This window comes from Azotobacter armeniacus, assembly GCF_054779355.1.
This window is the reverse complement of record NZ_BAAGYK010000016.1, coordinates 46337-53044: the sequence shown is the minus strand read 5'-3', so window position 1 is coordinate 53044 and position 6708 is coordinate 46337. Positions and strand designations below refer to the sequence as shown.

Here is a 6708-nt window from a genome sequence, read left to right as displayed (position 1 = left end):
CAAGTTTGGCCTGTAACGACAGCCGCCTTCAGGCGGCCCCACTACTTGCCCCTTTGAGGGGCTAACAGAATAAAGCCCCCGGCTTTGCCGGGGGATACTTACTCCTTTTCTTGATCTGGATCGCGGGCACTCGGCGTCGCATAGCCCGAGGCGGCAAGCTATATGCCTATCGAGCGGCATGCGACGAGCTTGCCTGATCGGGCCGGCTGAGGCGGTGCGGCGCAGCAATCCAAAGAAACCTTCCAAGAGGGAGTTGCCAAGCCGGGAGCCTTCTTTCTTATATTCATCTATTCATTGTTGTCTGACTGCTTTTAGCAAAATGTGTGCCTATTCTCTATTTTTATGTATTAAACTTATTGATATCAATAAGTTATATTGTAATTGATAAGGCTGTATAAGTGTCGTCTATGGCCATATCCACGTCCCGATATGTCATTTTTCATACAACGCTACAAAAGTTGACGCCTGATTGATGGCTATATGCCATGCTTTGTGGTGAAGGACTTTAACCCAGTGTCACCCCCCTTCACCAACGCATGCTGGGCCTGTCCTGGGCGCACCCGCAGCAGGGTGTTGATGGCGGCCAGTTTCAGGGGGGGCCGAGGAAGTTGGTCGCGGTGGCGACATCGCGTCCGCTGGCCTGGATCGAAAGGGGCAGGGCGAGGGTGCTTGGCAGACATGCCAGCAGTCTGCTCATGGGGGCTGTTTTCTGGGTGGAGGGAGCGGGTGAAACTTGTCGTCACGAGCGCAAGCCCCCTTCCATGGCTGCGGGCTTGCCGTATCCTGCGTGCGCCCCGCCACAGAAGGACCATCAGATATGCCGACCCTCCACGAAATGCTGGAACGCTTCCAGGACAATTACGCCTTGGGCGACGACGCGATCGACAGCACCCACCTCGAATTCCTCGAACTCTGCCTGGCCGCCGCGAATGCCAAGGGGCCGGGGTTCGCCGAGAAATTCAAGGCCCTGTTCGAGCACACCAGCCGCCACTTCGCCGACGAGGAGGCCAAGATGCAGGCCACCGGCTATCCCGCCTTCGGCGAGCACCGCGCCAACCACCAGCGCATCCTCGGCGACATGGATCGCTTCTGCCAGCGCGCCGCCGCCGGCCGCGCGCAGATGGCCCGCGCCTGGTTGAACGACAGCCTGCCGGCCTGGTTCGACCTGCACGCCAAGACCATGGACAGCGCCCTGGTGGTCCATCTCCACCAGCACGGCTGAGACGCCGCGCACAAATCCGCCGGCTGCCCGGCAACCTCTCCCGCGCCGAGGCCGGATAATTCCGGCCTGCCGCCGCCCGCTCCCGGGCGCGGCACGCTTCCAGCATCGACCCTTCGCCTTCCCGCCCCGACAAGGAGCCGTCATGTCCATGCTTCGCGCCATCCACTGATCCGTCTTCAGCCTGGCCCTGCTCGCCGCCGGCACCGCCCAGGCCGGCGGCACGGCGGACGTCCTCATCCAGCCGGTCGCCAGCCGCTTCCCGACCCTCAGCGTCGACGTGAACGTCCGCGACGCCAGGACCGGCGCGCCGATCCGGGGCCTGACCAAGGAGCACTTCAGCGTCACCGAGGATCTGCGCGAGGCCGCGATCCTCGGGCTCGAGAGCCTGCGCCCGGACGCGGCCGACGAGCGCGGCATGGACTTCGTCTTCGTGTTCGACGACACCTGCAGCATGGCCGAGGAGATCGACGGGCTGATCCAGCGCACCCTGGAGTTCGCCAACATCGTCCAGTCCTCCGGCTTCGACTACCGCTTCGCGCTGATCTCCTTCGGCGACGAGCTGCGCCACAAGGTGGACTTCACCTCCTCGGCCAGCGACTTCAAGACGGCGGTGGCGGCCCTGCGCGCCGACGGCGGCGGCGACGAGCCGGAAAATGCCCTGGAGGCCCTGCGCTGTTGACGGCTCACATGGGTAGCCATGGAAACCCACAGGCCATGGCTACCCTGCTCTCGTGATTTCGCTTCAGCCTGTCGTGGCGGAACGCCACGGCGCGGTAATGCTTCAGCCGCGCAAAGGCGTTCTCGACCAGATGCCGGTAGCGATACAGCCCCCGGTCCAGATCGGCATTGCCCTTGATCGAGCTGCGCTTTCGGGGAATGACCGCCCGGGCGCCCTGCGCTTCGATCCGTTCGCGGATGCGCTCACTGTCATGGCCCTTGTCGGCCACGATCACCGCGGCAGACGGCAGTTGCGCAATCAGCTCGGGGGCCGAGCTACAGTCGTTGACCTCGCCCCCGGTGATCTCGAAGGCCAGGGGCAGTCCATGCGCATCGACGGCCAGGTGGAGCTTGCTCGTGTTTCCTGCCCGGCTTTTACCGATGGCTTCGGGCTGGTCGCTGGCCGCACCGGCACTGTGCTGGTGGGCCTTCACATAGGTGCCATCGATGAAAGCCCATTCGAGATCGGGCTCCTCGATCAATGCCTGGAAAACCTTGAGCCACTTGCCCGCCGCCGACCACGCGTTGAAACGCTTGTAGACCGAGCTCCAGCCTCCGAAGGCGCTGGGCAGGTCTCTCCACGGGCAGCCTGCGCGCATCCGGTAGAGCATGCCCTCGACCGTCATGCGCAGACCCGGCTTGTGGTGAATGGCTTGCTGAAGCAGAACCTTTTCCAGCTTCGACCAGAGTTCGTCACTGAGCATCGATCGGGGCATTGCAAACTCGCAGGGGTATCGGTGTGGGAGCCTGAATTCTGCGGGTTTGCTCTTCTTCATCAACGCCTCTGGCTCGAAACGTCAACCCCTAATCCTCCAGCGCCTCGTAGCAGTCGGGGGTGAAGCGTGGCGTGCAGATGCAGTAGAAGGCCAGTTCGCTGTCGCCGGTGTTGGCGATCTTCTGCAGTGTGCCCGCCGTGATGATGACCAGGTCGCCGGGGCCCACCGGCTCCGGGGGCTGCTGGCCGACTGCGACGAGGCCGCTGCCGTGCAGGATGAGGTAGCGCTCGTCCACTCCGTGCAGCCGGTGCAACTGGGTGGTTTCGCCCGGCGCCACCGTCGCCAGGGCGATGGACACCGCCGGATCGCCGGCAACGTTCCACAGCTCAAGGATTCGGCAGCGTTCCGCAGTCAGGAAGGCCGTAGCGGGATCGGCCCGTACGATCGACGACTTCATGGCCGCTTCTCCGATTTTTCCGGTGCTGCCGGCGAGCGTTGCGCGCCGCGCCGCAGGAGGGCGCCGAGGGTCGGCAGCCAGGCGGCGAAGCGCCGCAGGAAGTCCGGCAGCAGGCGGAAGATGCAGAGTGCCACCAAGGCGTTGACCAGCGCGGCGACACCGAACAACTCCGGGATGGAGAGTCCCGCGGCCAGCAGGACGCCGGCGGCGAGCGCGCCCACCACCATGAACAGGGCGTTGAGGATGTTGTTGGCGGCGACGATGCGCGCGCGGTGGGCGGGGGCCGAGCGCAGCTGCACCAAGGCATAGAGCGGGACGATGAAGAGGCCGCCGAACAGGCCGAGGGCGAACAGCGCGAACAGCACATACAGAGTGCCCGGCGCCGCCAGCAGCGCCATGACGGACAGCGGCGCGACCGGCGGAGTGGCGGGGCTGACGAGGGCCAGGTTGAGGCCGAACAGACTGAGGCCGATCGAGCCCAGCGGCACCAGGCCGATCTCCACCCGGTGCGCCGAGAGGCGCTCGCAGAGCAGCGAGCCGCTGCCGATCCCCAGGGTGAAGACAGTGAGCAGCAGGGCCACGCCGCCTTCCGCGGCGCCGAGCACGTCCTTCGCGTAGGCCGGGAACTGGGCGAGCAGCAACGCGCCGTACAGCCAGAACCAGGAGATGCCGAGGATCGCCAGGAATACCAGGCGGTCCTCGCGGGCGAAGCCGATGCTGCGCCAGGTCGCCCCGAACGGGTTGGGGTTGAGGCGCAGGCTGGGCTCCGGCGGGGCCGCCGTGGGGATGCGCCGGCTGCCGAGATAGCCGACCACGGCGACGAGCAGGCAGCCAGCGGTGATCCACAGGGTGCCGCCTGCGGAGCCGGCGAGCAGGGCGCCGGACAGGGTGCCGGCGAGGATGGCAACGAAGGTGCCGGCCTCGATCAGCGCGTTGCCGCCGACCAGTTCGTCCTCGCCCAGGTGCTGCGGCAGGATGGCATACTTCACCGGGCCGAACAGGGTCGACTGCAGACCGAGGAGGAACAGGCTGGCCAGCAGCATCGCCAGGCTGTGCAGCCAGAAGCCGGCGCCGGCGAGCAGCACGATGACGATCTCCAGCAGCTTGACCTGGCGCGCCAGGAGGGCCTTGTCGTACTTGTCGGCGAGCTGTCCGGCGGTCGCCGAGAGGAGGAAGAACGGCAGGATGAACAGGCCCGCCGCCAGGTTGGCCAGCACGCTGGGGGACAGCGTGGTCCACTGCGCGGTCTGGAAGGTCAGCAGGACCACCAGGGCGTTCTTGTACAGGTTGTCGTTGAAGGCGCCGAGAAACTGCGTGACGAACAGCGGGCCGAAGCGACGGGCCCTGAGCAGTTCGAATTGTGAACTCATGTCGGAACCTCCTCGGCCATGCGCTTGAGGGCGAGGTAGTCGGTCTTGCCGCTGCCGAGCAGGGGCAGCGCGTCGATCCGGCGGATCACCCGTGGCACGGCCAGCTCCGGCGCGCCGATGGCCTTGGCCGCGGCGAGCAGGTGCTCGCGGACGAGCTCCGGAGCGGTGGTGAAGAGCACCAGCGCTTCGCCCCGGGCGGCGTCGCTGCGTGTCGAGGCGGCATGGGCGAAGTCAGGGGCGGCGCTCGCGGCGATACCTTCCACAGCTTCCAGCGAGATCATCTCTCCCGCGATCTTGGCGAAGCGCTTGAGGCGGCCGTGGATGTGCAAGAAGCCGTCGGCGTCGAAGCTTGCGATGTCGCCGGTGGAGTACCACCCGGGGCGGATCGCCGGCGGCGGCTGGATGACGCCGGGACGGTCGAACAGCAGATAGCCCTTCATCAGGTTCGGCCCCTTCAGGTGTAGAGCGCCGCCCTCGGCAATGCCGGGCACCGGCTCCAGCTCATGCTCGATGCCAGGCAGCAGCTGGCCGACGCTGCCGTTGCGGCAGGCCATGGGCACGTTGACCGCCACCACCGGGGCGCATTCGGTGACGCCATAGCCCTCCAGGATGCGGATGCCGAACTTGTCGATCCATTGCTGGCGCACGCTTTCGGTCAGCCGCTCGGCACCGGCGACCACGTAGCGCAAGCGGCCGAAATCATAGGGATGGGCGAACCGGGCGTAGTTGCCGAGGAAGGTCGAGGTGCCGAACAGCACGGTACAGTTGCGGTCGTAGACCAGTTCGGGAATGACCCGGTAGTGCAGTGGGGTGGGGTAGAGGAACACTTGGCAGCCGGCCACCAGCGGCAGCAGCGCGCCGCAGGTCAGGCCGAAGGCATGGAACAGCGGCAGGGCCACCATGAACTTGTCCTGCGGGGTGAAGTCGGCCACCGCGCGGATCTGCGCGACGTTGGCCAGCAGCGAGGCATGGCTGTGGACGACGCCCTTGGGCTTGCCTTCCGAGCCCGAGGTGAACAGCACCACGGCGGCATCCTCGGGCTGCTGGGGGAGAGCGGCGCGGCGCGGGAAGAGCAGGTGGCCGAGCACCCACAGGCGATCGATGAGGCCGAAGCCAGCCCTGAGATCCTCCAGATAGTGCACGCGGATGTCCGGCACGGCCCCGAGCAACTGGCCAAGGCGCGCCTTCTCGACGAAGGTGCGGGAGGCGATGATGGTCCTGATGTCGGCGGTAATGCAGGCGGCACGCAGCCCTTCGGGGCCTGCCGTGTAGTTGAGCAGGGCTGGGATGCGCCTGCCCAGCGACAGGCCGAGCAGCAGGCCGAGAGTCGGTGCGGCGTTGGGGGCGAGCACGCCGACCACCTCGCCCGGCGCGCTCAGGCGCGAGGTCAGGCGGGCGACGGCCAGCGTCATCTTGAGCAGGGAGCCGTAGGACTCCTCCTGCAGGCGGATGTCCTCCACCACCCGGTGGTTCGTGCCGAAGGTCTCCCTGGCATTGAGGAAGGCCTCGTACAGGGTGCGCTGCGGACAGGTGGCGACCAGCATGTCGAGCAGGATGTGGCGCAGCAGCTCGCCTGCGCGGTGGCGGCGCAGCCTGGCCGACGGCAGGTCGGGCATGGGGATCTGCCGGGGCGGGCGGATCGAGATGCGCACCTTGGGAAACGCCTTGCGCGGGAAGACCCCGGCCAGGCGGCCGAAGTAACTCTGTGCTGCGCCGTCGATGCGCACCGGCACGACGGTGGCGCCGGTCTTGGCGGCGACGAAGGCGGCTCCATCGTAGACCTTCATCAGCGAGCCGGTGCGGGTGATCCGGCCTTCCGGGAAGACCGCCACCGGTTGTCCGCTTTCCACCAGTCTGACGATCTGCTTGACCGCCAGCGGGCTGCTCGAGTCGATCGTGAGGTGTAGCACGAAGCGTAGCAGGAAGCGGAACAGTGGGTGGCCGGCGACCTGGGTGTGCACCGCGAACACCGCGTCCACCGGCAGGAACACGCCGAGCAGCAGGCCGTCGAGGAAGGATTCGTGGTTGGCGACGATCAGCGTGCGCGGATTGTCGAATACCTCCCGATCGCCCTGGACCTCGACCCGGAACAAGGCCTTGAGGAGGAGGCGCAGAATGGTCTTGAGCATGATCTGTCTCTGGCATGGAAGAACCTCCAGCATGGCGGCTCTCGGTTAAAAGTGAAACCTTGTCGAAAAAAGTCGTGCAGAATTGCCGGACAAGTAG

Annotated in this window: 6 protein-coding genes; 2 read left to right on the top strand and 4 right to left on the bottom strand. The window is 66.2% G+C overall.

Translation table 11 applies throughout. The annotated features are described in order from the left end of the window. Positions 1-817 precede the first annotated feature (817 nt). Entirely contained in the window at positions 818-1222 is a 405-nt protein-coding gene (locus ACYVD0_RS04070; RefSeq protein WP_460425617.1) for a bacteriohemerythrin, read from the top strand. Positions 1223-1499: 277 nt separating this feature from the next. After that, positions 1500-1901: a vWA domain-containing protein gene (locus tag ACYVD0_RS04065; protein ID WP_460425616.1), complete on the top strand. Its 402-nt coding sequence runs from the start codon at positions 1500-1502 to the stop codon at positions 1899-1901. 4 nt (positions 1902-1905) lie between these two features. Here the strand turns inward: ACYVD0_RS04065 and ACYVD0_RS04060 are convergent, their stop codons facing one another. The 4 genes from ACYVD0_RS04060 to aas all read right to left on the bottom strand — a co-directional run bounded on the left by ACYVD0_RS04060 (position 1906) and on the right by aas (position 6611). Then, entirely contained in the window at positions 1906-2655 is a 750-nt protein-coding gene (locus ACYVD0_RS04060) for an IS5 family transposase (RefSeq protein WP_460425615.1), read from the bottom strand. 88 nt (positions 2656-2743) lie between these two features. After that, positions 2744-3112, bottom strand: a complete 369-nt coding sequence (locus ACYVD0_RS04055; protein ID WP_460425614.1) for a cupin domain-containing protein — start codon at positions 3110-3112, stop codon at positions 2744-2746. Then, positions 3109-4482, bottom strand: a complete 1374-nt coding sequence (locus ACYVD0_RS04050) for an acyl-[ACP]--phospholipid O-acyltransferase (RefSeq protein ID WP_460425613.1) — start codon at positions 4480-4482, stop codon at positions 3109-3111. Before ACYVD0_RS04050 ends, ACYVD0_RS04055 begins: the two co-directional genes overlap by 4 nt. Next, complete coding sequence (aas, locus tag ACYVD0_RS04045; protein ID WP_460425612.1) at positions 4479-6611, bottom strand: bifunctional acyl-ACP--phospholipid O-acyltransferase/long-chain-fatty-acid--ACP ligase; 2133 nt, start codon at positions 6609-6611, stop codon at positions 4479-4481. The genes ACYVD0_RS04050 and aas overlap by 4 nt, the downstream gene beginning before the upstream one ends. Positions 6612-6708 lie beyond the last annotated feature (97 nt).